The organism is Pyrobaculum ferrireducens, assembly GCF_000234805.1.
In the GTDB taxonomy this organism is placed as follows: Archaea; Thermoproteota; Thermoprotei; order Thermoproteales; family Thermoproteaceae; genus Pyrobaculum; species Pyrobaculum ferrireducens.
Map to the genome: position 1 here is coordinate 2,397,791 of NC_016645.1, position 26,169 is coordinate 2,423,959.

The following is a 26,169-nucleotide window of genomic DNA, read 5'->3' on the forward strand; positions in this document are numbered from 1 at the left end:
TTCAAAACAGTGGAGTTTACTAGATGCGATGTACTTATATCTATATCGGAGGTACGTTTCAGATGTGTATGCTTTCTATGACTGTGATGAGCCAACCCCGGCATTGACCGGTGACGTAGTTGCTCGAGTGCTGATATGAACCTCTTCGCATTGGTCCTCTTGTCGAGGGCCGTGTATTCACTTATGTGGTTCTTTATAGCCCCTGTCCTGCCGGCGGTTCTGCGGGATTTCGAGGTGGACCCAGCCCAGGCCGGCCTGCTACCTGCCGTCTTTATAATTGGGGCGGCGGCTACGCAGATTCCGGCCAGCTACCTAGGTGCCTTATATGGCCACGATAAGGTGGCGGGGCTCGGCATGATTATCTTCGGCGCGTCGTCTATACTGCTGGGCCTCTCCCCGGGGTGGATCTGGCTCCTGCTGTTCAGAGCCCTGGGGGGCGTAGGCGCTGGGCTTTTCTTCTCCACCGCGGGGGGCGTCCTCGTGGCTCTCAGACCCAACGCCGTGGGGTCCGCCCTTGGTTGGTACAACGCCTCTTTCAACATAGGGGCCTTTGCGGGGTACTACTGGGGCTTCGTGGCGGCTGTGCTGGGCTGGAGGGCGGCGCTCGCCGCGCCGGGGGCGCTCTCCATCGCGCTTGGCATCCTGTTGCTAAGGGGCAGGGGTTTGAGAAGCCCCGCCTCCATCAGCCGCGGCGCCGTCGCCTATGGACTGGCCTCCTTCCCCTTCTGGGGCGCCGTCTACGCGGCTAATAACCTAACGGCCACGTGGCTCCACCTGTTTAGAAACTTGAGTGAGGGCGTCGCCGGGGCAATATCCTCCGCCGCCATGGTGTCCGGCTTCTTCGGCGGCCTTTTGGGAAGGCTGTACGACAGGTTGAGGAGAAAGTACGTACTACTCCTAGGGGCCCCTCTTGTCTCTACGCTGGTGTACCTAGCCATTCCCGGCGCGCCGCTGTGGACCGCGCCGTTGCTCGTCTTCCTATACGGCATGTCTTTCAACGCCTATATCACCTCTGTCTACGCCGCGGCTTCTAGGAGGGCGGAGAACCCAGCCTCAGCCCTCGCCATAATCAACATAGTCAACATGGCGCTTGGCCTCCACTTCAGCTACGCCTTTTCGTGGCTCATGACGCAGTCGCCAGAGTACCCGTGGCACATGCTGTCACTCCTCACGTTTATATCAGCCCTCTCCACATATATAGTGGCAAATAGACTAAAGATTTATTAATAAATGTATTTGGACAAGGGGGTGAAGGCGGTTGTGGCCCTGGGGGGAAACGCCTTTAACAAACCCGGCGAGCCGATAAACCAAGACACCCACTTAAAAAACGTAGACACGGCGGCCAGGATCATAAGCAGAATGGTAGACGAGGGGTACAGAGTGGTGGTGACCCACGGCAACGGCCCACAGGTGGGCTTCCTCGCGGAGCTCCAGAGAGACAAGCCGGCTTTTATGCTAGACGCCCTCAACGCCGCGACCCAGGGCCTCCTAGGCTACCTCCTGGTCTCGGCCATAGACCGGTACCTGGGCACAGGGCGCTCAGTCGCCGTGGTGACGAGGGTAGAGGTAGACTGCGGCGACCCCGCCTTCAAGAACCCCACGAAGTACATCGGACCTCTCTACCACGAAAGGGAGGCGGAGGAGCTGTCTAAGCGGTATGGGTGGCACTTTAGGCAGGACCCCAGAGGCGGCTGGCGCCGGGTCGTGCCGTCCCCCACGCCTAGGAGAATTATAGAGCTGGAGGCGGTGAGGCGGCTGTCAGACGCGGGCTACGTAGTGGTGGCCGCGGGGGGCGGCGGCGTGCCCACATGCAATGGACAGGGCGTAGAGGGCGTGGTGGATAAAGACCTCGCCGCGGCGCTCCTAGCAACCGAGCTGGGGGCAGATCTCCTCCTCATCCTCACCGACGTAGACGGAGTCTATATAAACTACAGGAAGCCTAACCAGCGGAGGCTGGGGATCGTACACGTCGACGAGCTTGAGAGGTATTATGCAGAGGGCCACTTCCCGCCGGGGTCAATGGGGCCGAAGGTCCTCGCAGCGATCGAATTCATTAAGCGAGGCGGCAGGAGGGCAGCCATCGGGGCGCTGGAGGAGGGGTACGAAGTTTTTAGAGGCCTGAGGGGCACACAGGTGGTGCTCTAAGGGGGAGTTAGCTAGTAGGGTGGTGGAGTGAACGCCCAGGCAGATACGCCTTATCTGAGGCGCCTTGGAGGCGTTGATGCGCCTAGAGCCCGTGTGCACCGACGTGGGAATATGCCAGGGAAAACACACGTTTAGAACTGTGGAGAGATGGAGCTTGTTCTAGGCCAGGAAGTCGGATAGGGGCCTCTCCACCTCCTCCCTCTTCTCCAAGTCTCTTATCTTCACTACGCCTTTTTCCAACTCCCTGCGGCCTATGATTATCAGGTGTCTAGCGCCTATCTTCAGCGCGTATTCAAAAGCGTCTTTTAGACTCTTCTCTCCAAGCTCTATCACTACGCTGTGGCCTCCGGCCCGTAGCTTTCTGGCCACGGCTACGGCGTATTTATACGCGTCGTCGTCAAAGATGTAGATGTAGTAGTCGAGGGGTTTCTCAACCGCTTGGAGGCCCACCGCCTCCATTAACCTCTCCACGCCGACGGCGAAGCCCAGGGCGGGCGTCGGGACGCCGCTGTAGAGCCCCAGCAGGTCGTCGTACCGCCCGCCGCCGCCCACCGCCAGTCTGTAATCCCCCACGAAGGCCTCGAAGACGATCCCCGTGTAGTAGTCGAGCCCCCTCACTATAGACATGTCAAACCTCATCTTCTCCAGCGGCACGGACGCCTCTAGGTATTTTACAAACTTGCCGTAGGTGGCGCCCAGCTTGGGGTCGAGCTTCGACAGCACGTCCACCGCCTCCTCCAGAGAGAGCTCGCCCGCGGCGTCGTATATCTTCTCAGCCACCTCTCTAGAAAGCCCGCCCTCCGTCATTATGCCCACCACCTCCTCCCTCGGGAGCTTGAGCTTTTTGTCCAATGCTTTGTACACTACGTCTCTGTACTGGGCGGCTCCGAGGCTCTCCAGAAGCTTATCCACAGCTCTGCGGTCGTTTATCTTCACGAGGTAGTTAGAGGCGCCGGCCGCCTCCAGCGACGCCGCCAGCACCTGTACCACCTCGGCGTCGGCCCGGGGGCTGGAGGAGCCTATCAGCTCCACCCCAAACTGGTAAAACTCCCGGTACCTCCCGTGCTGAGGCTCGTCGTATCTAAAAACCTTGGTGAAGTAGTACCACCGGACGGGCCTCGGGAGGTCTAGGTTGTAGGAGAGCACCCGCGCCACGGGGACGGTCATGTCGAACCTCAGCCCCAGCTCCCTCCCCGCCTTGTCCCTGAAGTAGTAGATCTCCTTGACCACCTCCTCCCCAGCCTTCTTTGCCAGCACCTCGAAGTGCTCCACCACCGGCGTCTCCACCCTCCTGTAGCCGAAGGACTCGGCAACCGCCCCCAGAACCTCCTCCATGCGCCTCAGCGCGTAGAACTGCGGGGGGAGCCAGTCCCGCATCCCCCTGACGGGCCTCCTCAGGTGGTCTGGGACGCCGCTCATAACGCCCTCCTCTCCACCACCTCCTGGACGATCTCCACGCCCTGTTGCTTCAGCGTGGCGATGAGCCTCGGGAATAGCCTATTAGACATCCCGATGTACTCGGGCGGCGTGACGCCGGGCTCGAGATCCTTCACGACGTATATCATCCCGACGGCGACGCTACCCGCGGCGATCTGCATCGCCGTCCACCTCTCCCGCGGCCTCGCCAACACCTCGTACTGGATCTTCCTCTCACCACCAGCCCCCACGACCCTCATATACACCACGTCCCTCACGTCGAACTTCAGCCTGGCGAGAAGCCTGGCCGTCACGAGGCGGGGCTGGGGGTCCCCCTCCTCAGACATAAAGCCCAGGTCCCTGAGGAGCTTGATCTTCTCCAAGTGGCCAGGCCACCTAAGCGTCTTCTCGTACATATTCGGCACGTCCAGAGTCTTGAGGAGCGTCCGGAGGCCGTCTGTGTAGAAAGCCTCCAGCAACCCCAGCGGCGAGTGCACCAACTCAACGTCGCTCAGAGGGTCAACAGCCGCCACCTGGCCCCCCCTCTTGACCCTAGCCGGCCTTGTGTACTCCTCGATGAGATCGGTGGGGCTCCACGTAATTGAGTAGCCCAGGGGCCCCACGGGCCGCTCCGGAATCCCCCCCACGTATATCCCCAGCTCGTCCACGCGGCCCAGATCAGCCACAATCCTCCCAGCCAACACGTTGCTCAGCCCCGGGGCGACGCCGGCGTCTGGAATGTAGCGAGCCCCCGCCCTCCTAGCAACCTCGTCCAGACTGAAGGGATCCTCGGCGTAGAAAGAGACGTCGACAACGTCGACCCCAGCCTCCAGCGCCCTCCTCGACGCTTTGTAAGCCACGCTACCCGGCAAGGCGTTGATAACCAGGTCATATCCCCCAACCGCCACCTCCAAGGCGTCTTGGGCAGGCGCCTCTGGACACGCGCCGCCCTTGTCCACCGCCACCACCTCGTGTCTAGGCGAGAGCGCCTCGTAGATATACCTCCCAATGTGTCCACAGCCCATTAGCAGAACTTTCACAAACCGCCCCACACCTGCGTATTTATATTATTTGAACACCTCAAGCTCGGAAAATATGTAATTAGCAACGTATCCGCTCACCACACCTGCCAGATAGGCCGCATACACCAGGACGCCCAGGAGGCTTAAGACGTTTGTCACTAGGTAGTTAGTCAAGTTGCCGACCGCCGTGGCGGCGTGGTACCTAATCCATCCGCCTAAAAGGGGGGTGCCGCGGTCGGCAAAGGTCCACATGCGGTTTAGTAGGTAGTTGGTAGTCAAGCTGACCTCAATTGCCGCGGCTGTGGAGAACACGGTGGGCAACCAGCCTAATAGATACAAGACAGCCCAGGCGACTCCCACGCCTGTGGCCCCCACTGCGGCGAATTTCAAAGGCCTCCACCTCGACAGCACGAGGACCTGCCTCACGAAGTCGACTATGTGCCGCCTCCCCAGCTTAGAACGGCCCCGCGTCCTCTGGCCGAAGACAAAAGGGATCTCCTCGACGCAGACAGGCTTGCACTGCACCAGGACGTCTAGCAGAATTTTGTAGAGGCCCGTCGGCTTGACCCCAGCCACGCAGTCCCTCCTATAGGCGAAGAATCCCGAGACGGGGTCCTTGACCCCCCTCGCCTCCCGCAACAGAAGCCTCGCCAGGAGGACGGCCCCCCTCGACGTCACCCTCCTCGCGAGAGGCCAGCCGGCCACCCGGCCCCCCTGGACGTATCTAGAAGCCACAGCCAGACAGCCCCGCCTAGCCGCCTCCACGAGCCGGGGGACTAGCTCCGGGGGGTGCTGGAGATCCGCGTCCATGACGACAACCACCTCGCCGGAGGCGGCCCGGGCCCCCTCGACTACCGCGCTGGACAGCCCCCTCCTCCCCTCCCTCACGACTACGCGGACCGGGAAGCGCTCCGCCAGCCGCCTTGCCACCTCCGCCGTGCCGTCGGGGCTGTTGTCGTCCACCACCACCACCTCGTAGCCGCCGCCCAGCGCCTTGTCCAGCCTCTCGACAAGCTCTGGGAGGTTCTCCGCCTCGTTGTAGGTAGGCAAGATCACCGACACGCTGGACACCGCCGCGTACTACTCATCCACTTTTAAACATGCAATACTTCTGAAAACGCAAAGCATAAATAGTAGTTTTAAGTGTGAGACGTGGAGCTGAAGCGGCTGTTCGACGAGAGGGTTTCTTTCGTCTACGGACCCAGCGGCGCAGGAAAGACGGTGCTGGTCTCCAGAGCCGCCTTTGAGCTGGCGAAGGAGGGGCTGAGGGTGGTCTGGGTCTCCTTTAACGAGGGGAAGGAGTCTCTCCACAACACGTGGACTAGCTTCGGGTGGGACCCCAGACAGATCTCTGTTTTCGACTATCCCTACGTCCCCCAGTACAAGGAGACTCTCTTCAACCAGGTAATCGACTTAGCCTATAGAGAAAAAGCCGACGTCTTTGTAGTCGACGGGGTGGAGGCCATAGTATTCGACCGGGCGACTGCAGACGCCTTTGTGAAGATGGGCATACGTACAATAGTCGGCATAGAAGCTAGGTACAACCCAATGGCGGACATTGCAGACGTCATTGTAAGGCTTAGTGCTAGATACACAAGCCACGCCACGATTAGAAGAGTTGAGATAAGAAAGGCCCGCGGCGTCGGCATAACGACGCCGGTTTACTACATGGCCATACTCCCCAGCGGCCCCGTCTTGCTAACAGACGAGCAGACGCCCACCCTAGAGGAGAGGAGGATCCCGCCGCCCGGCCTACTTGCTAATATAATAAGAGAGGTGCCTCTCGGCACGCAGATAGCCCTCTACGGCCCCTACCAGAGAATCTCGGCTGCGGTGGTAGACGCCCCCAACTCCATCGCCTACGTCCACAGACCATACCAGTGGACCTACTTCAAAAAAGCCAAGCCAAAGCTGGTCTCCATATACGAACACAGGAGGCTGGAGCACTACGCCGAGAAGCTACTGTCTAGATACGTCATCACGCTAGACGCCGAGCTGGTACCCCGCGCCTACAGAAGATTTAGGAGTCAAAACGCCGTTTGGGTGGACATATACACAGCGCCGCCAAACCCCTCCGAATACGACTACGTGCTGTATGTAGACGGCAGAAGGATAAAGATAGAGCACTCCCCAGAGCCTGTAGAGACGCCGGAGCTACCCCTTCAATAGCGCGGCGACGGCCTCGGCGCTGGGCTGGAGATCCGCCTCAATAGGCGCCTTCCCGCCCAGCAACTTCACCACCTCCTCCTCGTAGGCCGGCTTGTCCTCATTCCTGTAAAACAGGCCGATGGGTATCCTGCCCACGGGATCCAGCGTCGGCCACTCCAGCGCCTTTCTATAAGCCTGGAAGTAGTCCCCAGGATCGTGGCCGGCCTCCTCCAGCTTGTAAACCCTTGCCCTAAACCAGTCGTATGTATTCACTCTGTTAAACGTGACGCATGGACTCAACACGTCCACAAGCGCGAAGCCCCGGTGCATGAGCGCGTCCTTAATGAGTTTGGCCAGGTGCGCCACGTCGCCGCTGAACCCCCTAGCCACGTAGGTAGCCCCAGCCGCCAGCGCAAGCGCCAGCGGGTTCACCGGCTCGTCCAAAGAGCCAAACGGCGTCGTCTTTGTCTTAACTCCCTTCAGCGTCGTGGGGGACATCTGGCCCGTGGTCAGGCCATATACTTGGTTATTAGAGACGAGGTATGTAAGCCCCACGTTGCGCCTAGCCGCGTGGATCATGTGGTTTAGGCCAATGCCGTAGCCGTCCCCGTCGCCGCCGACAACCACCACCTTCAGCCTCGGATTCGCTATCTTCACCCCGGTGGCTATCGCCACAGCCCTCCCGTGTATGCCGTGAATGCCGTAGGTCTTCATGAAGTGGGGGAGCTGGGAGCTACAGCCGATTCCAGACACCACGACAACCTCTTCGTTGGGCACCCCCAGCTCGGCCAAGGCCCTCCTCAAAGCCTCCAAAATGCCGTAGTCGCCACAGCCGGGGCACCAAATGGGAGGCCTATTCACGGCGTAGTCAAGAGGCTTCCTAGACACCTCCACCTTCATAACCACTCCCTAAGCTCGTCGACGCTGAACGGCTCGCCCCACCACTTCAAAACCCGCCTAGACACCTTGACCCCCCTCGCCGAGAGGTAATCTGCGAACTGCCCCCTGTAGTTAACCTCCACAACCACCACCTCCTTGGCGGAGTTTAGACGCTCCACCCACGAGTCCCGCGGCAGGGGGTACAGATCTCTAAACAACGCCAGCCCAATCCCAGCCTCCTCTGCGTAGTCCAGCAGAGGCATGGAGGTGGAGCCCCACGCTACCGCCGCGACCCCGCCGTCGCCCTGGATAAGCGGCGGCTCCATCTCCTCCGCAATCTTCACAAGCTTCCTCATACGCTTCTCGTGCATCGCCTTTCTAACCTCCGGCACGTGTCTCTCCGTAATCACGTCCCCCCTCTCGTCGTGCTCGTCGCTGGTTGCTATATGCATGCCCCCGGGCGTGCCGGGTAGCGCCCTCGGAGAGACGCCGCTGGCCGTGATCTTGTACCTCTTATACTCCTCCCACACCACCGGCGCCTTGACCAGCTCCCCCCTCTCAATCCTAAACCTAGCCGGGTCAAACTCCACAGTGCTCAGCGACTCCGTGAAGTAGAGATCCACAAGGACGATGACCGGCACCTGGTACTTCTCCGCAATGTTAAAAGCCTTCGCGGGGGCGTAGAGCCCCTCCTCAATCCACCTAGGGGCGATGACGGCGTGGGGGTACTCCCCATGCGCCGGCGACAGCGCCATGAAGAAGTCGGACTGCTCAGTCTCCGTAGGGAGGCCCGTGCTGGGGCCGCCGCGCTGCGCCAGAAACACCACGACAGGCGTCTCAATCATAGCCGCCAAGCCAAAGGCCTCGTGCATGAGGTCGAAGCCGCCTCCCGAGGTCCCCGTGGCCGCCCTAACCCCGGCGTAGGCCGCCCCGATGGCCATGTTAATCGCCGCGATCTCGTCCTCCGGCTGGACAACCGCCACGCCGAATTTCGGACCCCACTCGGCCAGCCAGTGGAGGATGGGGCTGGCCGGCGTCATTGGGTAAGCCGCGTAGAACTTCATACCAGACATCACAGACCCCAGCGCCAGGGCCTCAGCCCCAGACATCAAAACCCTCGGCTCCCCCAGCTTCCCGACAGACGCCGCCGGCGAAAACCTCCCAGAGGCGGCGGCGTAGGCGTCCTCCAGCACCGCGATGTTCGCCTCCGCAATCTTCTCCCCACGCTCCCCAAACTCCCTCCTAATCTGCTCCTCCAAATACCTCGGATCGAGGCCTATAAGCACGGCCAGCGCCGCCAGCGCCGCCGTGTTCCGCATAATCCTGTTGCCGTGCTTCGCCGCGATTTCGGACATCGGCACCTCCCTCTCGGAAATTACAAAACGCGCAGACCCCCTATACGCGGCCAGCGCCGCGTCGTTCAGCGCAACCAACACGTCGAAACTCCGCCACCTCCCGTGGCTGTAGATCTTCCTGTCGGAGACCCTAATCTGGTAGAACATCGTCGGGTTGCCCTTTATGATAGAGCCGTACTGCCTATACCCAAACACGTGGTACCCCAGCCGCGCAAACACAGACGCCAGAGACCTGCCAGTCGTCTCCACACCCTCGCCCTGGGCCCCGCTGATTCTAATCGTTAAATCCATGAAACCCACTTCGATTTCTACATAAAAACCTTAATGATATATCATGTAAGGGGTGCGCGAACCATTTAAAAAATTTACACCCCGCCCAGGTTCCACGCAGTGAACCAACGTTCACCACGTAAAAAACGTCGTGAACCACGCTTATCCCTTAAAAAAGCCCAGAAACAAGAATCCAATGGAAGTAATCGCCATCGCCAGAGGCCCAGCCCCAGGCCTCTACTACATAGCCACAGCCCCACCCCGCTGCGGGCTCCTAGGGATAAAGCTCGCCGAGCTCCCCATAGACGCAGAGCCCCCCTTCAAAGCCACCTACATAAAAACCAGACACGGAACAGCCCTCCTCAACATCTCCAAAATTAACATAGACAAATACCTACTAGACCACATAGATCAAGTCATAGAGGGCGAGGTGATGGACGGCGTATTGGAGGGGGTGGCCTGCAACAAAAAAATAACTATAAGAGTACTGGATAGGTCATTAAGCGGGCCGGTAATCGCCGTGGTGCCCGTCTATTACAGACGTAGAAAAATTCCACAAGCCGTGTTTACCCTCCTAGCCTACAAACTGCAACTAGTCTAAAACCTCACCCTCCCTAAACCAAAATCTTATCTCCCTCTCAGCCTCCTCCCGGCTGTCGGAGGCGTGCACCAGGTTGTACACAACCCTGCCCTCCTCAGCCGCTAAGTCGGGCGAGTCAATCGAGAAGTCGCCCCTTATGGTCCCCGGGGGCGCCGAGTGCGGCGCCGTCGGCCCCACGAGCTTCCTCACCACCTCCACAGCCCTATTCCCCTTCAAAACCATCACCACAATAGGACCCGAAGTCATGTACCTAACCAAGCTACGCTTAATCATACGCCCAACCTCAACCGGGTCACCGGTGCCCAGCCGAGAGACCGGGTCAATCCCCAGCTCCTGATAAGCCTTCAAAAGCTTGGAGCCAGCCGACTTAAGCCACTCCTCCGACGAGGGGTAAAACCTCTCCACCTCCTCTGGAGAGGCCTTCACCATCTTCATAGCCACGATCCTAAGACCAGCCCTCTCAAACCTCGAGATGATCTCCCCCACCAGCCCGCGCGCCACGGCGTCTGGCTTGAGTATAACAAGTGTGCGCTCAACTGGCACGCCCCACAAGACAGCCCCCTATAAAAACCTAACAAGTAAAGATGCTATAGGAGTAGGTAAGCCACTAGTGGCAGAGCCACCCCCAGCGCGACCGCCGCAAACGCCGTATAGGAAGACGTCACGTTGTCCCCCACTGGCCCCGGCGCCTCCATAAGCCACCTAACTGCCCTGAGGTAGTAGGGCGTCGCCAACGCGCTGTTGAAAACAACCCACGCAACTAGAAGCACAGCCAGCTGGACATTTGGATACGACAGAATTAGAAGCGCCAGGAGGAGCTTTGGCCAGAAGCCCAGAAGAGGCGGCAACCCCAGTAGAGAAAGCACGTTCAGCACATTCAACACGCTCCTCCTCGGCGGGAGTAGGTCGGAAAAAGCGGCCCGCAAGTAGCCGAAAACCCCTGCCTTAGCCAGCCCCGACGCAAGCCCCTCAAGCACCACCACGAGTATCGCCAAATCGGCGGCCGACACCGGCGCGCCGAATAGGCTAGGCCGCTTTTCGGGCTCCCCGAGCCACCACACCAAGGCCACGGCCGCGAGGGCGTACGACATGTGGGCAATGGAGGAGTAGGCCATAACCCTGCCCAGCGTCTTCGCCGTGAGCCCAGCCACGTTGGCGACGAGCATGGAGACAAGCGCCACCACCAGCGCCACAAGCCCCACCTCGCCAGGCGCCTTCAAGCTCAAACTCTTGAAGATCGCCAAGAGGACGAAGAGGGCGGTCACTTTGCTAAACGCCGCGAGAGACGCCGCGCCGCCCGGCGACCCCAAGGCGTAGGCGTCTACAACCCACGCGTGAAAAGGCGCCACACCCAACTCAAACATAAAGCCTAGTACCGCCAGGTAGAGCCCCCACGGCCACCCAGCCACCGCCGCAAAGTAGCCCACGACGATGAGCACCTTCCCCACCCCGGAAAAGACAAGGTACTTCACGGCCCCCTCCACGTTCTCTCTCCCTCTACCCATGGCCAAGAGGCCGTATACCGCCGCAGTAGCCAGAGCCAACGCTATGAGTCCATACACCACCGGCTGGGCGGCGTAGTAGACGTACACTGCGATAGCCGCCGCCACCGCCGCAAATGAAAGGGCGAGGCCGAAGGACCCCACCCTCCAGTCGAGAGCAAGCGCCAGCGCCACCAACGCCACTAAAACCCCCACCGGTACGCCGGCCGCCGCGGTGAGGGCCACAAGCGCCAGAGACGTGGCCACCGCCACGTACCGCCCGTCCACCCTCACCAACAGCGGCGCCGCCAGAGACAGAGCCAGGATCAGATAGGCGAAGTAGGCGATCATAGCAACACCAGCAGGAGGAGAATTACAAACACCCCCACAACCGCATAGAACACGTACATGCTGATATAGCCGGTGGCCAGCCTCCTAGCCCAGTTCGACGCGGCCCCGAACACCCCCGGCAAGACGCTGTGGTAAAGCCCGTCGAAAAGCCCCCTGTCAAACACCAGGTAGATAAACTTGGCGAGCCATGTGTACAGCAGTGGAAGCACCCCGTCGTATAGGATAGGCAAATAGAACCTGCGGTACAGCGCCTCCCACAGAGGCTTTAGAGTCTCCGAGCGGAAGCCGGGGAGCCATATATACAGGATAAACCCCGTTAAGAAGCCGGCCAGCACCGCCACAAGCGCCTCGGTTAAGGGAAACTTCACAGCGGCGGCGAAGTACACGCCCAGCGCCACAGTGGCCACGGCCAGCGCAGTATAGGGAAGCCACATCAACACAGGCGCCTCGTGCACCTCCTCCGGCTCCCTCCCGTGGGCAAACGTCAAGCCGATGAGCCGCAGGCCGTAAATCGGCGTTATGAACAACAACACGTACAGCACAGGCGCCAGCCACTCCACGTGGTACACATGCCCAGCCTCGAACACGTTCTCCAACGCAAGGTCCTTGGTGACGTAGCCGACAAAGGGCGGGATGCCCACGAGGCTAAGCATAGACAGAGCCATGGCCGCCGCGGTGATCTTCATATGCCTCGCCAGTCCTCCCACCTCCCCAATGAATCTCGTACCCGCCTCGTGAATCACGGCGCCGAAGCCCATGAAGAGGCTGGCCTTAGACACCGCGTGGCCCACGATGTGGAGAAAAGCAAAGAATAGCAACGTGCTGAGCAAGCGCTCCTCGTGCAGACCGAGCAGCCCAGCCGCCCCGGCCGCCGCCGCGATGATGCCGAGGTTAGCCGCCGTGGAGCCGGCGAGTACAAGCTTAAACTCCATAGCGGTCAATGCGATGAGTGTCGCCGCCAGAGCCGTCACGACGCCAACGACGGTAACCACCCAGAAATACAGCTCGGCGCCCTTCACCAGGAGGAAAATCGGCGTTGTCACGATCAGCACGTAAACCCCCGCCTTCACCATTGTGGCGGCGTGGATAAGCGCACTGACGCTCGTGGGGCCGGTCATCGCTGTGAGGAGCCATTCGTGGAACGGGAACTGGGCGCTCTTGGTGAACGGCCCCATGGCGAAGAACAGAAGCGGCACCACGCCCAGAGTCCTCAACGCCTCGGAGCCGCTCAGCTTTGAGAGTGACACCGTCCCCACCAGCGCGTAGAACAGGGCGATGGCGACTAGGAAGAAGGCGTCGCCGAAGCGCACCGTGAGGATGGCGCGCAGTCCGGCTTTGCTGGGTGTCCACCAGTAGGGCACCCCCGCCACCCTCTCCTCTCTGCCGACCCACTTGTCGTATTCGTCGCGGTACCAGTGGCCAATGAGAGCCCACGAGGCGAGGCCGACGCCCTCCCACCCCACGAGGAGGAGCCACAGGTTTTCCGCGTAGACGATTATGAGCATGGAGGTGGCGAAGAAGCCGAAGAAGAACCAGTACCAGCCGGGTCTGTAGTCTCCCTCCATGTACTTGACGGAGTACAGCGAGATGGCGGCGATTAGCCACGCCACGAGGACTCCCATCGGTAGGCTGAAGTTGCTCAGCCTCACCTCGACGCCGGCGCCGACGGCTTGGATCCACGGGAAGCCGTAGATAATTGGCTTGTCGGGCGGCGGCGTGGGCACTGTGAGGTATATGTAGGTGGCTAGCAACGCCGATAGAAACGTCCCCAGAGTGACGACCCACGCCTTGAACTTCTCCGAGGCGCTGAACAGCGAGGCGATTGACGTAATAAACGGCAGGAAAATAGTGAGGAGTACTACTTCCATAGCTTCGCCACCTCTATAGTTTTATATACATTGTCTGCAAGTGCGCTGGAGAAGGGCGGTAGGAAGAGCAGAAGCGATATGAAGGCCGCCGCGACTATGGCCAGCAGGGCCAAGTCGACGGGGCCCTTGTCCTCTCTCTTGTGGGGGCCGAAGAACACCACGCGGATGGTGTTGAAGGCGTAGATGCCGGTCACCAGGAGGATAGCTGCGTAGGGTATGTAGAAGAGGTACTCCTTTCCGAAGTACTTCGCGTAGGCCACCGTGAGCACTATCTCCGACACCATACCCACGCTCAGGATGCCCGCCAGGTTGAGGAACCCCACCACGGCGGCTCCCGCCAGCTCGGGGCGCCAGCCGTAGAGCCCGCCCATTTTCTCAATGTCGCGGGTGTGGAGGTGCATTATGAAGTACCCGGCGGTCATGAATAGGACGGCCTTGCCTAGGCCGTGGCTTAGGTAGAACAGCGCCGCCGCGGTGTAGCCGTGGGGGTTGAAGAGGGCCACGCCGAGGAGTAGATAGCCCATCTGCGATACCGTCGAGTAGGCGAATAGCCTCTTCACGTCTTTCTGCAAATACGCCATTAGGCCGCCGTATATGGCTGTGGCTACGGCGTAGTAGACGAGCCACCGGGCCCACTCGGAGTCTGCTGGCAGGACGTACATCGCCGTGGCCGCTATTAAGTACCCCCCTACGCCGACTAGGACGGGGGACAGGAGGGCGGACAGCGGCGTGGGGGCCTCTGCGTGGACGTAGGGGAGCCACATGTGGACGCCGAGGGCGGCCATCTTGATTAGGGAGCCGACTAGAATTAGGAGGAAGGCAACGGCATTGGGCCCAGGGAACTTGGCGTTTTCGACGCCCTCTAGGAGGAGGGGTACGTAGTAGGTCCCATCTAGATAGAGGAGGAGGAAGCCGGCTAAGACGAGGAAGGCCCCTACGTGGGACCAGACGAGGTACATGACTGTAATCCTTACGCGGTCTCCGTATCCGTAGTACAGTACCTGGAAGAGGGAGGCTACGAGGGCTATTTCTATGAATACGTACACCATGATTAGGTTGGCGGCGACGAAGGCGCCGGCGAGTCCGCCTAGGAAGAAGCCGTATGTGAGGTAGAATAGGGATGTGTCTCTGCCCACCTCTTGGCTCCTGTGTTCCATGTACGGCGGTGAGTATATGGCGACGAGGATGCCGACGAGGGCTACTGTGAAGGCGAAGAGCCCGTTGAAGGGGGTTATGCGGAACGCCAGTATATCAAAGCCTTGGAACGCCGCCTCCGTGATGTCGACGCCGCCGAATACCGAGTAGGCGGAGACGACTAGTAGGGGTATCAGCGCCAGCGCCGATATGTAGCCCGCCGTGTATGGCGACTTCTTTGCGGCGGCGTAGGCGGCTAGGGAGAGGGCCATTGGTATTAGGACTGTGGCTAGGATGATCATGTCTCCCTCCCCCTGGTCATGGTGGACATGTCTGTTTCCTTGGTCATGGTGTAGTTGCGGTATATCAAGGCGGCTAGTATAGAGGCCTCGGAGACGGAGATCATTACCAGTATCAAGACGCCGTAGAAGGCTAGGGTTGGGTCCACCGCCGAGGCCGGCGCCAGGGCGGCGAAGGCGCCCACAGTCACCAGTTCGAGTGAGATGAGTAGCCTCACCAAGTTTCGGGTCACGGCTATGCTGTAGAGTCCGAGGAGTATCAGCACCACGCCTACCGCCACCGCGGGGGTCATGTCCTCCTCCCCGTCTCGATGGCCACTACGAGAGAGGCGACGGCGACGCCTATCAGCATAACCACGGCGTTTAGAAGGTCAGGAGGCTGGGCGGGGGACGGCGCCCTCTGCGGCGCGGCGATGGCCAGCACGCCGAGGGCGGCGGCGGCGAGGGTGAAGAGGGTGGCTACGAGGAGGTAGCGGCCGGCCCACCTCTGGGTTCCTCCGTACATGGCGGCGGTGACTATGACGAGGAGCATGACGGCGCCTATGTATATGACGAAGATTAGGAAGGCGGGGGCGAACTGGGCTAGGTAGGCGTAGTAGGCGCCTACGGCGCCCGCCGAGGCGGCGAGGCTCGTGGCTGAGTAGACGTTGTCGCGGGAGTAAACCGTTAGGATTCCGAAAAAGAGGGCGGCTGAGAGGATTATTATATCTATCATGACGATTAGTAAAGACGCGTTTTTAAAATATTACCTCCATCGCCTTGCAGTGTATATTTACTGCCTTTTATATGTAAATTTATTTTATATTTATATATTCACATAAATAAGCTACATAGATATTAAAATGAACATATTCCTAAAAACAAAAACATAAGAAAGCACGCCGCACCTAGGGGCTTAGATAACGCGGTACGTATTGCCGGGAGCGCCTCCCGCGGCTGGTGTGTGGACGGGGGTACGCGGGGGGTGGCGGTTACTCTAGTCTTACTTTTTTGGGTATGCCGCCTTCGTATTTTATTGCCACCTTGACGGATTTGTAGGGTTCTTGGATTTTTGGGGGTTCGCGTTCCATGTCGGGGGTGTAGATCATCTCTTTGTAGTCGTAAAAGGCTAGTTCCTTTATGGGGGTTGGGTAGAGGGCGTCTGTGGGGCATATGTCGATGCAGAAGTGGCACATGATGCACCTGCCGTAGTCTATGCCGGGGTATCTCTTGGTGTTGGGGGCTGGGTACATCTTGATGGCGTTGGTGGGGCATATCCTGGCGCAGAGCATGCACGAGGTGCACTTCTCTGTCCACAGGCCTATCCAGCCTCTCATCCTGGCGTATTCCAGCTTTTCGTATGGGTAGTATACGGTGATGCGCTCCGGCTTTATGAAGTTCCTGGCGGCTACCGCGAGGGCGTCTACAGTCGCCTTGACTATCGTGCTTAGCTTGGGGGTGCTCATGGCGCCAGCCCGAGGACTCTTAGGGCGGCTGACCACGCCACTGCGGCTACTCCCAGCGCCAGGAGCCCGCGCCAGCCGAGGACGAGGGTGTGGTCCAGCCGGAGGACGGGCATGGCGGCTCTCAGGAAGGCGTAGAACAGCATGAGGGCCGTGGTTTTTGCCAGCACCCACGCGGCGAGTATGAGGTGGCCGATTATGTCGCGTGGCCAGGGCCCCGGCGTATAGCCCGGCAGGGCCCACCCGCCGAGGAAGAGCACCGTGGCGAGGAGGGAGTAGGAGAAGGTGGCGTAGTAGGTGCCGCCGGCGAAGGAGAGAACCAGAAACACGCCTCCGTAGTCGCTGTAGGGGCCCGTGGCTACGTCGCCTTCGTAGTCGGCTATTTCGAAGGGGAATCTGGCGGTGGCCATTGCGGCAGCTATTATGAAGACTAGGAAGGCCAGGGGGTTGAGCAACGCGCCTGTGAGGGCTGTCTGCTTGTTCACAATTTCCAGGGGGTTTAGGGTGCCGTATAGGAGGGCCATGGCGAGGAAGGAGAGGATGAGGGGTAGCTCGTAGGCGGCGACGAGCAGGGCTTCGCGGGCGGCGCCTATGTAGGCGAATTTGTTGTTGACGGACCACCCGATGATGACGATTGATATGGAGACTAGGAGGAGTATGACTAGGGAGAAGACAAGGCCGTATGGGAGGAGGGCGGGGTCTTTTATGAGTCTGAGATCTGGGGTTAGGGGCAGGAGTAGCGATGCGCCGAAGGCGAGGGTCACGAATATCGGGGGGCCCCATACGAATAGTATTCTGTGGGCGCCGCGGGGGACTATCGGCTCGCTTATGATGAATTTGAAGGCGTCAGCCAGTAGCTGGAGGTAGCCGCCGAGCTGGGGGGAGACGTGGAGGGGACCCACCCGCATCTGGACCCTCGCGGCGGCTTTCCTCTCGAACCACACCACTGTCAGCAGTACGCCGCCCGACGCCGCGAAGAGTATTATAAAAAACCAGAGGCGGGGAGAGAGGATTAGGGACGAGAGATCCATAGCTCTACGAATTTGTCATTATTAATTTGTTGCCTCTCTCAGTTGCCGGCGTGGCGCCGCGGATCTCCATGCCGCGCCGTCACCGGTCCTGCTCTGGTGGGAAGTAGCCGAAGGATCCGTATATCGCTGGGAGGTCCATGAGGCGGGAGCCTATGAATGCCTTGATCATGGCTCTGAGGTTTTGCCAAGAGGGTGTGGATATCCTCACCCTGTAGGGCTTCTCGGTGCCGTCGCCGAGTACGTGGAAGTAGTACCTCCCCCTGCCCCCCTCCGTGACGCCGGTGCCCTCTGCCTGTGGTAGCATTGTGGTGAAAAGGGCGCCTAGTCTAATGTACTCGTTGGCCTTCTCCCTCTGCTTGGGGGGCAGTCTGTGCAGTACCGCCTCACCGACTAGGGGGCCGTCTCTGGGGACTCTGTCCAGGGCCTGCCTTATGAGCCTGGCGCTTTGCCTAATTTCGCAGAGCCTCACCATCGTCCTGGCGAGGGAGTCCCCCCCGTCTTCTACGCAGACTTCCCACTCCAGCTCGTGGTACACGCCGTATTTATAGGCGCGGCGGGCGTCCCAGTCTATGCCGGAGCCCCTGGCGCCGGGGCCCGTGGCCATGAGCCTGGCGGCGTCCTCCTTGCTGAGGTAGCCGACGTCTCTGAGGCGGTAGTAACCCACGGGGTTCTTGACGACAATTCTGACAAATTCATCCATCTTCTTTTCGAGGTAGTCGAGGAAGCCCCTGGTCTGTTCGTAGAAGGCGTCGGGGGGCGCGGTGCGGACTCCGCCGGGGAGGACCCAGGTGGGGGTGGTTCGGGAGCCCGAAACCATGGCCCACAGCTGTACTAAAAGCTCGCGCAGACCGAAGCCCCACATGAAGCCTGTAGACGAACCTATCATAATGGCGTGGAGGCCGAGGTCGTATAGGTGGGTGGAGATGCGGCTGAGCTCCCCCATGATTACCCTTAGATACTCGGCGCGGGGAGAGACGTCTAATTTGGAGAGCCTCTCTATGGCCATGGAGTAGGCCCAGGTGACGTTTATGGCGTCTGGAAGTGAGAGCCTCTCGAAGAGAGGTATGTTCTGAATCCAGTGCCGGGTCTCGCCGAGCTTTTCCATCGTCCTGTGCACATAGCCAGGGTCAGGCGTGACGTTTACCACGACGTCGCCGTCTACCTCGACGATGAGGCGGGTGTGGCCGCTGGTGGGGTGCTGAGGCCCCCAGAAAATGTCGAGAACACGGCGGCCCCCCTCGAGGCGCTCCTCTTTTAACACAAGTCCGTACTCCTCGACCCTTATCATATATGTAATGACAGTATGCCTATTTATCATATACGTTCCCGTAGGCGCCGCATGGCTTAAATCCCCCTGGGGCCGGCATCTGTTAATGTGGATTTTTTGGATCTTTGTCGCCGCTGTCGTGGCATACGAGGTGGCGCATTTGGCGGCTGAGCTGAGAATTGGGGCGCCAACCCGGGGCTCGTGCAGGGCGGTGGTGGTGGTGCCTACCCGCGGCGGTGGGAATCTGGCTAGGTTCGCCGGCCATGTCGACTACGTGGTTGTCGACGGGGCGGAGGCGGCGAGGGCGGCTGAGGCGGCGGGGCTGAGGTGGGTTGCTAATCGCTATGTGGAGCTCGGCAAGTCGGGGGCTTTGGCCACAGCGCTTGAGGTAATCGACGCAGATCTCTATGTTTTTGTCGACGACGACGCGCATCCAGGGCCTTGGCTAGAGGCTCTTAGGGGTATGTGCGGGAGGTTCGCCACGGCATACCGCTGGGTTTTGGGGAGGCTTCAAAACGCCTTTTCGCTTGGAGGCCTCGACTGGATGGTATGGAGGCGCACGAGGTTTCTCTACGGCGGCGCCATGACGGTGCCCGGGGAGCGGAGGCGCGAAGCCGTGGTGGCACTCAAGAGGTGCCCCGTCGACGACATGGCTCTGACTAAAATAGCCGGCGACATCGCGGTGCTCCCCCTGCTGGTGCCTATGGACCCGGCGCCTCGGACGTGGGAGTTTTTCACAAGGCAGGCGGTGGCGGCGAGGCTGGGCAACCCCCTTCTCTGGGGGGTGGAGCTGGTTTACTACTGGGCGTGGGTGGCGGCGGCCCTCCTCTTCCCGCCCCTCTTCCTCCTGCACGCGGCGAGGACCGCGTTGCGGTCGCGGCGGGCGCTGGGGAGGGTGGACTGGGCGCAGGTACTTCTCTCGCCTCTGGAGAGGCCTCTGGAGGCTTTTGTATTCCTAGCCTCGGCGTTTAGGCGGTGTTTCAAGTGGGGAGCGAGGGAGTTCTGCGGCGGGTGCTAGTTTTAAATATGGCTAACGGGGGTGTGTGGCGTGATTACCGAGAAGAGGGCCAAGGCGAGGCCTGAGAAGGGCGTCGAGGACCTCCTTCTCCACCTCGGCGAGGACCTCTCCCGGCCGGGGGTGGCCAATACGCCTAGGCGCTTTGTGAAGGCTATGGAGGAGCTGACGCGGGGGCTTAGGGAGCCTCCCCCCGAGGTGGTCTTCTTCCCACTGGAATACGAGGCGCAGGTGGGGCCTGTGGTTATTGAGAATATAGGCGCCGTGTCTGTCTGCGAGCACCACCTACTCCCCATCCTCCTCCGGGTGTCGGTGGCGTACATCCCGGGGGACGGGGTGCCGGGGCTGAGCAAGGTTATTAAGCTTGTTAAGTGGGCCGCGGCGAGGCCAATTATGCAGGAGCGCTTCACCGAGTGGCTGGCCGATCTCTTAATGGAGAGGCTGAGGGCGCGGGCCGTCAAAGTTAGGGTGTGTGGAGTGCATATGTGCTCCTTCATCCGGGGTGCGAGGGACGAACACCACAACATGGTCACCGAGGCGAGGAGAGGCGACATCGACGTGAGGCTGAGCTGCCGCAGGCCCCTGTCTTGCAGATGAGGCTAGTCGTCACGGGGGCCAGCGGCGGCATAGGGGCGGCGCTGGTACGTATCGCCAAGTCCAGGGGGGACTTCACCGTCGGCATCTCGAGGCGGCCCTCCGAGGCAGACGTCCACCACAACTGCGACGTCCTCGACCTGGACTGCCTCAGAAAGGCGGCGGCTGAGGTGGGGCGGGTGGACGGCTTAGCTCTGATCCACGGCCACGGAGACCCGGGGCTGTGGGTCAAGCCGATTTCCGAGCTAGACGGAGACGACTTCCTCGACGTCTTCAGAGTTGACGTGGTGGGCTCGTTTAACGTAGTGAAGGCCTTTCTCCCGGCCTTGTCGAGAGACGCCTCCGTGGTGTTTGTCTCCTCTACGCCGGGCCTCGTCGGCGACAGCTACGGCATCCCCTACGCCGCGGCTAAGGGAGCCCTGATAGCGCTGGCTAGGAGCTTGGCTAAGGCGCTGGCCCCGGTGAGGGTAAACGCCGTGGCCTTCGGCCCAATCGCCACTAGGTGGACCACGTGGATTAGCAAGGAGGAGCTGGAGGGGTTCAGGGGGAGGACTTTGTTAAAGAGGCTGGGATCCCCCGAGGAGGCAGCTGAAGCTGTGTACTGGCTCCTCTCACCTGCCTCTAGCTACGTGACCGGCCATGTGCTAATCGTCGACGGCGGGGAGTCCCTTTGACCACTATGTAGAGCGCCGCCGCGGCCATGACCGCCGCCACAGCCAGGAAGGCGTAGAGAGCGGGCCCCCCACCACCCGAAGCCGGGGTTTGTGTTACGGCTCCAGCGGCGGGGGGCTGGCCTATGACGAGCTGGGCAGTTAGCCCGGGGGTCAGCGTGATGGTGTACGTCAGGTTTCTATCTCCCATGTCTGCCACCACTGTGTAGGTGCCTGGGGGTAGCTCGACGCGTCTCGGCATGGTTGCGCTGGTGGTGTAGTTGCCCATAATATACACCCTCCTGGCTGGCTGTAGATATGTTATGACTAGATACGCGTTTTCCACCGTGACTATCAGAGCCTCTGAGGGGTGGCTCGCGGCCACTGTAAAGGTCTTCTTCGCGAAGCCGGCGTCCACCGTGACGGTGTACGGGACGCCGGGTAGCACCCACAGCTCGGCTTGTCCTTTGTATACCTGCCCCGCGACCACCACAGCCCAGTCGTTTCTAACAGCTCCAAAGGAGTCCACCGCCCGGATTACTAACCTCGTGGCGTTTACCACGAGGGTGCTGTTGCAGAGGCTCCATGGGTTGAAGATGTATCTATACGGCTCGCCAGTGGGGGTGCGCACCTCGGTCGCGGCGGCCCCGGTGTAGTTAACCATTGGGAGCATGTATGTAACGACCTCCTCCGCGCCCGCGGCCACCGGAGTCCGCCCGCTGTATATCGCCACCTCGGTGACGGGGGGTCTTGCCCTGAAGACACATGTCTTTACCAGCCCGAGTTTAACAAGGTCGACCTGGGGTTGCCATATTGTGGTTTTTACATGTAGTGGCTTGTCCAGTATATATTTCTCCACTTTTGTTATGTATATCTCCAACTGGTAGTTTATATTCCCCACCGGTATCGACAGCGCCAGCGTGTTGTTTGTGAAAGGTATCTCGAGGTCTGTGTAGGTGCCGTTTGCCAGCTTGGCCATCTTCACGACGAGGACTCCGCTCGCCGGCAACGGCCCTATGTCCAACGCGTCGATATACCTCACGGTGGCGACGTCGTGTCCCGTGGCGTAGGTTTTCCAGACCAGTAGGTTGCGGAGGTATATCTCCACCTGGCTACCCGCGGGCACCTCCGCCACCCCCGTGGTGTTTGTGGCGGCACAACGCCCCGCGGCGCAGACGGTGGCGTTGGGGATGGGGTAGCCAAGGTCGTTCCTAACCTCTATGAGGGCTGCCAGCGCCATGGTTGCGAGGAGTATTATGTATACTGCCTGTCTCACGGCTGGGGGGTTTGGCTGGTAATTAAAGGTTGGCCAGCTTTACATTAGGAATGAAAGATTTATATATAGACCCTCTAGGGGCTGTGGGTTTTGTATACGCCGTATTCCTCGCCGTTGCTCTTAACTAAATAAATACAGTTGATTAATGCTTTGAATTTAGCGATACATTTATATATCTCAAATTCTCTGGATTACTATGACAGAGGAAGTAAAGCTTACAGACAGGCAGTACCAATTGCTAAACCACCTGCTCCAGAGGGCACAGCCAATGAGGGTTTACACCGTGTATGGAGACCAGGACGAGATTGCCAGAGAGCTGGGAATGACCAGGCAGGCCCTTGCGATACATCTGAAGAGGCTTAAGGAGCTTGGGCTTGTAAGGACGGGGAGGGAGTTTGTGGACATCACAGAGAAGGCTGTGAAGCTCCTGAAGGGGCAGTCCAGCGACGTGATTATCCTGGTGAAGATTGAGCCTAAGTACCGAGACAAGGTGTACGACGCCACCAAGAAGCTACCTATTGAGAAGGCTCTGAGGCTCGCGGGGGACTACGACCTCGCCGTGATTACCCAGGAGACTGTGTTAGACAAGGTGCTAGACTCCATAAACAACATGGAGGGCGTTAAGGAGACTAAGACGTTTATATCAATCGGCGCTGTAAAAGAGTAAATTTTTTACACTAAGTTTCAATTCCCGCGTTTAGGAGTGCGTAGAAGTGGGGAGTTACGTATTTCATCTCCTTTAGCCTCACCACCTCCGGCGGTATCTTAATCTCCAGAGCCAGCGCCTCGCCCCCCTCCGTAAGCATATAGCGGGGCCCCTCTCTCTTTACGTACCCCCTCTTCTCCATCTCAACCAACAGCGCCTGGAGTACTACGTTTTCTCTGACTTTTTCGATGACGGGCACGGTTTTTAGTCGGCGGGCGGTTACCTGCCAGGCCACCGCTATGAGGTCGGGGGTTGCCTCGCCCAGCGTCTTTAGAAGGCCGGCAACTATTTGGAACATATGCTCCATCTTCTCGACGCCTGAGAGGAGGGCGAACTCGGCAGGCAAGGCGCCTCTCTCGACGTATTCCTTCAAGGCTGTGAGGTTGTGGTCCCCGCGCTCGACGTCGTAGAGGGCTAGGGACAGCAACAACACGGGGTCTCTGTGGGGGAGGTATTTGGCTATGTCGTAGCTGTACAGCCTGTAGAAGGCCTCCTCGCAGAACCTCCTGTCTTTTCGACTGCACCACTTGGCGGCCATCGCCTTTGCGAAGAGTTTCTTCAGGTCTGGGAGCCTCGCGAGGCCCCTCACTCCTAGTGTGTACAGCATCCAAGCTACTTTATACTCCACCCTGCTCCTCATCTCCATTAGCAATTCGCCGAGCGTCGTCACAGCACGGCGTCTTGCCAACGCCTCTCTTTTAAACTTTGCGGTTTGACTACTTAAATAGATGGGGGTTTGCCCACCTATGAAATACCTCACCGGTAGGGATTTCGCCTTTCCCGAATATCTACCCCGCTACCCCCGCGAATTCGACTTCGAGATCCTCCATATGCGTCTGGATGTGAGTATAGACCCGCAGGGGGGCGTGGTGGAGGGGGCCGTACGATATAGGGCCAGGGCGAGGAGGGACGGCGCGGCCGTTGTCCTCGACGCAGTGGAGATGGAGGTTCTGGGAGCCAGCCACGACTACTACTACGACGGCGAGAGGATTGAGATTAGGCCTGGCTGGAGGAGGGGAGAGGAGGCCGAGGTTTACGTGGCGTACAGGGCGAGGCCGAGGGCGGGTATGTACTTCATAAAGCCGCACGGGCAGAGGAAGGGGTTTTACGTGTGGACGCAGGGGGAGAGCGAGTACAACAGGTACTGGGTCCCCCTGCCCGACTCGCCTAATGTGAAGTTCCCCTGGACCGTGGCGGTGACCGTGCCCAAGCCCTACGTGGCTGGTAGCAACGGGCTTCTAGTGGAGGTGAGGGACCTCGGCGACAGGCAGACTTTTGTGTGGGAGCTGAGGCATCCAATGTCGCCGTATCTCCTGGCTATCGCCGTGGGTGATTTCGAAATCCACAGAGAGAGGTGCGGCGGCGTCGAGCTTGAGTACTACGTGCCGAGGTACGTGGGGGGCGGCTGGCGCCACTCATTCTACAACACATGTAGAATTATGCAGTTCTTCTCGGAGTACCTCGGGGTGCCGTATCCCTACGAGCGCTACGCGCAGGTGGTGGTGCCGGAGTTTATCTACGGAGGGATGGAGAACACCACCTTCACGATCCTGACGGACTGGACCATCCACGACAGGCACGCACACTGCCCCTACACCGGCTTCCCCTGCCCTGAGCAGGAGGACTTCTCCTCCGACCCGCTTGTGGCGCACGAAATGGCCCACATGTGGTTCGGCGACTTGGTGACAGCTAAGGACTGGGGACACATAGCCATTAACGAGTCCTTCGCCACGTTTGTAGAGGCTTTGTGGACCGAGGCGTCTAGGGGCCGGGATGAATATCTCTACGAGATCTACACGAACTTCAAGACGTATCTGGGGGAGTACTCCAGGCGGTACTCCCGGCCGATTGTCACTAATCTGTACAAGATCCCCGATGAGGTTTTTGATAGGCATGCATATGAGAAGGGCTCCGCCGTGTTGCACACCCTGCGTAGCCTCCTCGGCGACGGTGTGTTCCGCAGGGCGCTTAGGCTGTTCCTGGAGCGGTATAGGTACAGGGCGGTGGATATAGAGGATTTGCGGAAGGCGTTTGAGGAGGCGGCTGGGAGGGATTTGGAGTGGTTCTGGAGGCAGTTTTGGTACTCTGCGGGGCACCCCGTGTTGAAGGTCTCGTGGAGCTACTCCGAGGGCTCTCTGAGGCTTCAGGTTAAGCAGGCCCAGGGCGACGACAGCTACCCGGTGTACACCTTCCCTCTTGAGGTGAAGGTGGTTTATGAAGACGGGAGGAGGGAGGTTAGGGAGGTGGCGCTTGGCGACAGGGAGGTTACTCTCCACTTGGGGGCCGCCAAGCCGAGGTATATATGCGTCGATCCGGCTTTTAAAGTCATGAAGGCGCTGGACCTCCAGTACCCCCTGGAGTCCGCGGTGGCTATGGTGGAGGACGAGGACGTGTACTGCCGGTTGCAGGCCGTCGAGGTGTTGAAGAGGAACGGTAGCGCCAGGGCTGTGGAGGCGCTGGGCAAGGCGCTGGGGGATAGGTTCTGGGGGGTGGCGGCGGAGGCGGCGAGGGCTCTGGGGGAGGTTGGGACGGAGCTTGCAGTTGCCAAGTTGATGGAGGCGTATCCGAAGGTCTTACACCCGAGGGTGAGGCGGGCCATTGTGGAGGCGCTTGGGGCCTCTAGGCGTAGGGAGGTGGGGGAGTTTCTAGATAGGGTGCTTCACGACCTGGGGGAGAGCTACTACGTCAGGGCGGAGGCCGCCAGGGCGCTGGGTAAGGTGAAGTGGGAGTTCGCCGAGCATAGTCTAAAGAAGGCGCTTGAGTACCCCAGCCATGTCGACGTGATTAAGAGGGGGGCTCTGGAGGGGCTCGCCGAGCTGGGCACCGAAGATGCGTTGAAGATTGTCTTGCGCCACGCGGAGCCGGATATGCCGACGCCGGTGAGGGCGTCAGCGGTGCAGGCCCTGGCGAAGTTTGGCCCGCGGAGGGAGGTGGTCGAGGCGCTTAGGAGGTATATGCGGGATGAGAACTTTAGAGTGAGGTACGCCGCCGTGACCGCCGCTCTGGAGTTGCTGGACCCAAAGCTGATGCCGGACCTCCACGAGAGGGCTGAGCAAGACGTAGACGGGCGGATTAGGCGGGTGGCTAGGGAGATTGTGGAGAAGCTGAGGAAGTTTATGGAGCGGGGGGCTGAGTACCAGAAGCTGAGGGAGGAGGTGGAGAAGCTTAGGGAGGAGTACAGGAGGCTCGCCGACCGCGTGGCTAGGCTGGAGAGGTGAG

General features: G+C 59.9%; 25 protein-coding genes. 9 read left to right on the plus strand and 16 right to left on the minus strand.

Annotated features, from left to right (window positions below; translation table 11 throughout):
- The first annotated feature begins 135 nt into the window (after positions 1 to 135).
- Positions 136 to 1,227, plus strand: coding sequence for an MFS transporter (locus P186_RS13340; protein ID WP_014290050.1), 1,092 nt, complete (start codon positions 136 to 138; stop codon positions 1,225 to 1,227).
- Between the two features lie 21 nt (positions 1,228 to 1,248).
- Positions 1,249 to 2,145, plus strand: coding sequence for a carbamate kinase (locus tag P186_RS13345; RefSeq protein WP_148683102.1), 897 nt, complete (start codon positions 1,249 to 1,251; stop codon positions 2,143 to 2,145).
- 159 nt (positions 2,146 to 2,304) lie between these two features.
- On the opposite strand, the gene hisS is transcribed toward P186_RS13345, so the two are convergent.
- From hisS to P186_RS13360, 3 genes are read right to left on the minus strand one after another with little or no spacing between them, the layout of a single operon-like run.
- On the minus strand, positions 2,305 to 3,564 hold the full coding sequence (gene hisS, locus P186_RS13350) for a histidine--tRNA ligase (protein ID WP_014290052.1): 1,260 nt from the start codon (positions 3,562 to 3,564) through the stop codon (positions 2,305 to 2,307).
- Complete coding sequence (locus P186_RS13355) at positions 3,561 to 4,601, minus strand: saccharopine dehydrogenase family protein (protein ID WP_148683103.1); 1,041 nt, start codon at positions 4,599 to 4,601, stop codon at positions 3,561 to 3,563. Before P186_RS13355 ends, hisS begins: the two co-directional genes overlap by 4 nt.
- Positions 4,602 to 4,628: 27 nt before the next feature.
- Positions 4,629 to 5,654: a glycosyltransferase gene (locus P186_RS13360; protein WP_014290054.1), complete on the minus strand. Its 1,026-nt coding sequence runs from the start codon at positions 5,652 to 5,654 to the stop codon at positions 4,629 to 4,631.
- 81 nt (positions 5,655 to 5,735) lie between these two features.
- On the opposite strand from P186_RS13360, the gene P186_RS13365 reads away from it, so the two are divergent.
- Complete coding sequence (locus P186_RS13365) at positions 5,736 to 6,752, plus strand: RAD55 family ATPase (protein WP_014290055.1); 1,017 nt, start codon at positions 5,736 to 5,738, stop codon at positions 6,750 to 6,752.
- Here P186_RS13365 and P186_RS13370 read toward each other — a convergent pair.
- A complete protein-coding gene (locus tag P186_RS13370) occupies positions 6,738 to 7,631 on the minus strand; it encodes a thiamine pyrophosphate-dependent enzyme (RefSeq protein ID WP_014290056.1) in 894 nt (297 codons plus the stop codon). The two genes, P186_RS13365 and P186_RS13370, sit on opposite strands and share 15 nt — an antisense overlap.
- Positions 7,628 to 9,256 carry a 2-oxoacid:acceptor oxidoreductase subunit alpha gene (locus tag P186_RS13375; RefSeq protein WP_014290057.1) on the minus strand — a complete coding sequence of 543 codons (1,629 nt, stop codon included), beginning with the start codon at positions 9,254 to 9,256 and terminating at the stop codon, positions 7,628 to 7,630. Before P186_RS13375 ends, P186_RS13370 begins: the two co-directional genes overlap by 4 nt.
- Positions 9,257 to 9,431: 175 nt before the next feature.
- Here P186_RS13375 and P186_RS13380 point away from each other — a divergent pair, with 175 nt between their 5' ends.
- Positions 9,432 to 9,836, plus strand: a complete 405-nt coding sequence (locus tag P186_RS13380; RefSeq protein ID WP_014290058.1) for a hypothetical protein — start codon at positions 9,432 to 9,434, stop codon at positions 9,834 to 9,836.
- On the opposite strand, the gene P186_RS13385 is transcribed toward P186_RS13380, so the two are convergent.
- The 9 genes from P186_RS13385 to P186_RS13425 form a co-directional block, all read right to left on the minus strand.
- Positions 9,828 to 10,379 carry a nucleoside-diphosphate kinase gene (locus P186_RS13385; RefSeq protein WP_014290059.1) on the minus strand — a complete coding sequence of 184 codons (552 nt, stop codon included), beginning with the start codon at positions 10,377 to 10,379 and terminating at the stop codon, positions 9,828 to 9,830. The genes P186_RS13380 and P186_RS13385 overlap by 9 nt on opposite strands.
- 44 nt (positions 10,380 to 10,423) lie before the next feature.
- Entirely contained in the window at positions 10,424 to 11,668 is a 1,245-nt protein-coding gene (locus tag P186_RS13390) for a proton-conducting transporter transmembrane domain-containing protein (protein WP_014290060.1), read from the minus strand.
- Positions 11,665 to 13,536, minus strand: coding sequence for an NADH-quinone oxidoreductase subunit 5 family protein (locus P186_RS13395; RefSeq protein ID WP_014290061.1), 1,872 nt, complete (start codon positions 13,534 to 13,536; stop codon positions 11,665 to 11,667). The genes P186_RS13390 and P186_RS13395 overlap by 4 nt, the downstream gene beginning before the upstream one ends.
- Positions 13,527 to 14,972: a complex I subunit 5 family protein gene (locus tag P186_RS13400; RefSeq protein ID WP_014290062.1), complete on the minus strand. Its 1,446-nt coding sequence runs from the start codon at positions 14,970 to 14,972 to the stop codon at positions 13,527 to 13,529. The genes P186_RS13395 and P186_RS13400 overlap by 10 nt, the downstream gene beginning before the upstream one ends.
- Complete coding sequence (locus P186_RS13405; protein ID WP_014290063.1) at positions 14,969 to 15,262, minus strand: NADH-quinone oxidoreductase subunit K; 294 nt, start codon at positions 15,260 to 15,262, stop codon at positions 14,969 to 14,971. The genes P186_RS13400 and P186_RS13405 overlap by 4 nt, the downstream gene beginning before the upstream one ends.
- On the minus strand, positions 15,259 to 15,684 hold the full coding sequence (locus P186_RS13410; protein ID WP_014290064.1) for an NADH-ubiquinone oxidoreductase: 426 nt from the start codon (positions 15,682 to 15,684) through the stop codon (positions 15,259 to 15,261). The genes P186_RS13405 and P186_RS13410 overlap by 4 nt, the downstream gene beginning before the upstream one ends.
- Positions 15,685 to 15,940: 256 nt before the next feature.
- Entirely contained in the window at positions 15,941 to 16,414 is a 474-nt protein-coding gene (nuoI, locus tag P186_RS13415) for an NADH-quinone oxidoreductase subunit NuoI (RefSeq protein ID WP_014290065.1), read from the minus strand.
- Positions 16,411 to 17,442, minus strand: a complete 1,032-nt coding sequence (nuoH, locus tag P186_RS13420; protein ID WP_014290066.1) for an NADH-quinone oxidoreductase subunit NuoH — start codon at positions 17,440 to 17,442, stop codon at positions 16,411 to 16,413. Before nuoH ends, nuoI begins: the two co-directional genes overlap by 4 nt.
- 79 nt (positions 17,443 to 17,521) lie before the next feature.
- Positions 17,522 to 18,730, minus strand: a complete 1,209-nt coding sequence (locus P186_RS13425; RefSeq protein ID WP_148683105.1) for an NADH-quinone oxidoreductase subunit D — start codon at positions 18,728 to 18,730, stop codon at positions 17,522 to 17,524.
- Positions 18,731 to 18,815: 85 nt separating this feature from the next.
- On the opposite strand from P186_RS13425, the gene P186_RS13430 reads away from it, so the two are divergent.
- Genes P186_RS13430 through P186_RS13440 form a run of 3 tightly spaced genes read left to right on the plus strand, consistent with a single transcriptional unit; the run spans position 18,816 to position 20,992 of the window.
- Entirely contained in the window at positions 18,816 to 19,727 is a 912-nt protein-coding gene (locus P186_RS13430) for a glycosyltransferase family protein (RefSeq protein WP_014290068.1), read from the plus strand.
- Positions 19,728 to 19,757: 30 nt separating this feature from the next.
- Positions 19,758 to 20,321, plus strand: coding sequence for a GTP cyclohydrolase I (folE, locus tag P186_RS13435; RefSeq protein ID WP_014290069.1), 564 nt, complete (start codon positions 19,758 to 19,760; stop codon positions 20,319 to 20,321).
- A complete protein-coding gene (locus P186_RS13440; RefSeq protein WP_148683106.1) occupies positions 20,318 to 20,992 on the plus strand; it encodes an SDR family NAD(P)-dependent oxidoreductase in 675 nt (224 codons plus the stop codon). The genes folE and P186_RS13440 overlap by 4 nt, the downstream gene beginning before the upstream one ends.
- On the opposite strand, the gene P186_RS13445 is transcribed toward P186_RS13440, so the two are convergent.
- Positions 20,940 to 22,244: a hypothetical protein gene (locus P186_RS13445; RefSeq protein WP_014290070.1), complete on the minus strand. Its 1,305-nt coding sequence runs from the start codon at positions 22,242 to 22,244 to the stop codon at positions 20,940 to 20,942. The genes P186_RS13440 and P186_RS13445 overlap by 53 nt on opposite strands.
- Positions 22,245 to 22,440: 196 nt before the next feature.
- Between P186_RS13445 and P186_RS13450 the strand changes: the two genes are divergently transcribed.
- Positions 22,441 to 22,911, plus strand: coding sequence for an Lrp/AsnC family transcriptional regulator (locus P186_RS13450; protein ID WP_014290071.1), 471 nt, complete (start codon positions 22,441 to 22,443; stop codon positions 22,909 to 22,911).
- Positions 22,912 to 22,921: 10 nt separating this feature from the next.
- Here the strand turns inward: P186_RS13450 and P186_RS13455 are convergent, their stop codons facing one another.
- Positions 22,922 to 23,620 (minus strand): hypothetical protein, encoded by a 699-nt coding sequence (locus tag P186_RS13455; RefSeq protein ID WP_148683107.1) that lies wholly within the window; start codon positions 23,618 to 23,620, stop codon positions 22,922 to 22,924.
- 76 nt (positions 23,621 to 23,696) lie between these two features.
- Here P186_RS13455 and P186_RS13460 point away from each other — a divergent pair, with 76 nt between their 5' ends.
- A complete protein-coding gene (locus P186_RS13460; RefSeq protein WP_014290073.1) occupies positions 23,697 to 26,168 on the plus strand; it encodes a M1 family metallopeptidase in 2,472 nt (823 codons plus the stop codon).
- Position 26,169: the final 1 nt, after the last annotated feature.